At 75.2% G+C, this 2157-nt stretch carries 2 protein-coding genes and 1 pseudogene; all 3 read right to left on the reverse strand.

Translation table 11 applies throughout. The annotated features are described in order from the left end of the window. Nucleotides 1-163, reverse strand: a pseudogene (locus tag AOK00_RS40475) (ADP-ribosylglycohydrolase family protein); the annotation flags it as partial. Continuing rightward, on the reverse strand, nucleotides 160-1338 hold the full coding sequence (locus AOK00_RS20965) for an ADP-ribosylglycohydrolase family protein (RefSeq protein ID WP_055601834.1): 1179 nt from the start codon (nucleotides 1336-1338) through the stop codon (nucleotides 160-162). The gene AOK00_RS20965 and the pseudogene AOK00_RS40475, both read right to left, overlap by 4 nt. Then, the coding region (locus tag AOK00_RS20970) for an ADP-ribosylglycohydrolase family protein (protein WP_173861605.1) at nucleotides 1295-2157 on the reverse strand (863 nt) is incomplete at its 5' end. The genes AOK00_RS20970 and AOK00_RS20965, both read right to left, overlap by 44 nt.

A 2157-nucleotide genomic window follows, 5' to 3' on the forward strand; every position in this document is an offset into this window, starting at 1 on the left:
GGTGGGGGACCTCGGAAGCACCGGCCGTCTCCGGGGCGGGCGGGCCGCCCGCCGCCGCCCAGCGGGCCGCGACGGCGCGGGCGTCGCGGCCGTCCTCCGCCGCCTGGCGGAGTTCGTGGCCCAGGAGGTCCTCCGGCTGGACCCAGGTCAGGCGGAGGTTCATCGGACGGCCGTGCCCGTCAGGGCCGCGAACGCCTGCTCGTGGGCCCTGCGGCGCTTCCTGTCCTGGGCGAAGATCTCGTGGGTCACCTCCGTCAGGGCCCGCGCCGGGCCGTGCAGGTCAAGCCGGCTCGCCTCCGCCACCCGCTTCGCCCACTCCGCCGGCACCGCCTGCTCCCCGTGCAGCGCGCCCACGATCGCGCCCGCCATCGTGGCGATCGAGTCGCAGTCACGGCCGTAGTTGACGGAGCCCAGAACCGTACGCCGGTAGTCGCCCTCCCCGACGAGCAGCATGCCGAGGGCGATCGGGAGTTCCTCGATCGCGTGGAGACGGGACGGGCGACGGGCGCCGAGGGAGGGGGAGCGGTATTCGGGGCCCACCGAGTCGAACGGTGCCACCGCCTTGCGGAGGGGCGTCAGCGCCGACTCGAAGTCCCGGTGCCGGGCCGCCTCTTCCGCCACCGCCTCGATCGCCGCCAGCGTTCCGTCCTTCGCCAGCGACAGGGCCGTGCCGACCACGGACGCCGGTGTGGCACCGGGTACGCACGCCGCAGCCACCGCCGCCGCGAACACCCCCGCCGCCTCGCGGCCGTACGAGGACTGGTGCGCGCCCGCGATGTCGAGGGCCTCGGCGTACGCGGCCTCCGGGTGGGCCGCGTTGACGAGCCCGACCGGTGCCATGTACATCGCGGCACCGCAGTTGACGATGTTGCCGCCGCCGGCCTCGCGCGGGTCCACATGGCCGTAATGGATACGCGTCACCAGCCACTTCTCCGCCAGGAAGATCCGCTGGAGCGGGAGAGCCTCCGCCTCCAGCTCCGGGATCCAGACGGGGTTGCCCATGAGGTCCGGGACGAGGTGGTCCGCGACCGCGTACGCGTCGAGGTGGCCGCGGACCTTCTCGTACACCCGGATCAGCGCGTGGGTCATCAAGGTGTCGTCGGTGACGTGCCCGTCGCCCTTGTGGTACGGGGCGATGGGGCGGGCGGTGCGCCACTCGTCGCCGTTCCAGGGGCCGACGATCCCGGTGACGCGCCCGCCGTGGCGTTCCAGGATCTGCTGGGGGGTGTAGCCCTCGACGGGGCCGCCGAGCGCGTCGCCGACGGCGGCCCCTAGGAGACTGCCGGTGATCCGGTCATCCAGTGCGGGCGTGACTGCCGGGGGTGTTGTGGGTGTCATGTCGGGATTGTCCACCCGGGGCGGGTGGTTCCGTGGCTGCGAGCAGCCCGGCGAGTTCCACCAGATCCGTTCCCGCGAGGCGGGGCAGGGCGCAGCCCGCGAGGGTCCGGCACGCCTCGCGCCAGGTCGCCGGCACCGAACGGCCCCCGCCCAGCGCCCCGGTGAGCGCCCCGGCCAGCGCGGGCGCGGAGTCGGCGACCCGGGAGAGGCAGACGGCGGCCGGGACCGCGGCCGTCATCTCGCCCCGGGCGGCGGTGGCGAGGGCGAGTGCCACCGGGACGGTCTCGGCGGCGGCGATGCCGTAGCTGTAGACGTGGTCCACGATCTGGTGCTCCAGGAGCGGGACCAGCTCGAAGGCCGACGTGGCGGTCTGGGCCAGCTTCACCGCGTACCGGGCGTTGCGGCCGATCTCGGTGACGGGCGGGAGTTCGGCGACCGCCGCCTCGACGGCCTCGTCGACCGTCGCTCCGCCGAGGGCCGCGGCGACGGCCGCCGCCATCGCGCGGGCGCCGTGGACGCCGTCGCCGTCCTGGGTGTACCGGGCGTCGAACTCGGCGAGTTCGGCCGCGACGCGGGGGTCGCCGGGGTGGACGACGGCCAGCACGACGGCCCTGACGCAGGCCGCGTCGTCGAAGAAGTGCGGGTTGTCGTGGCCGGTCGCGGGCGGCCGCAGGCCGGTGGCGAGATTGCCGAGGCCCGCGCGGACGGAGATCCGGGCACGGAGCGGGAGCACCGCGGACTCGACCTCGGGAGCGCGTTCCGCCGCGGCGGCGACCTGTCCGGCGAGGGCGTTCCAGGCGAGGTCGAGTCCGCGGTGCT

The organism is Streptomyces aureus (assembly GCF_001418135.1).
Lineage (GTDB): Bacteria > Actinomycetota > Actinomycetes > Streptomycetales > Streptomycetaceae > Streptomyces > Streptomyces aureus_A.

Coding starts and splice junctions, on each gene's coding strand:
- AOK00_RS20965 (WP_055601834.1), bottom strand. CDS start 1,338: ATGACACCCACAACACCCCCGGCAGTCACGCCCGCACTGGATGACCGG.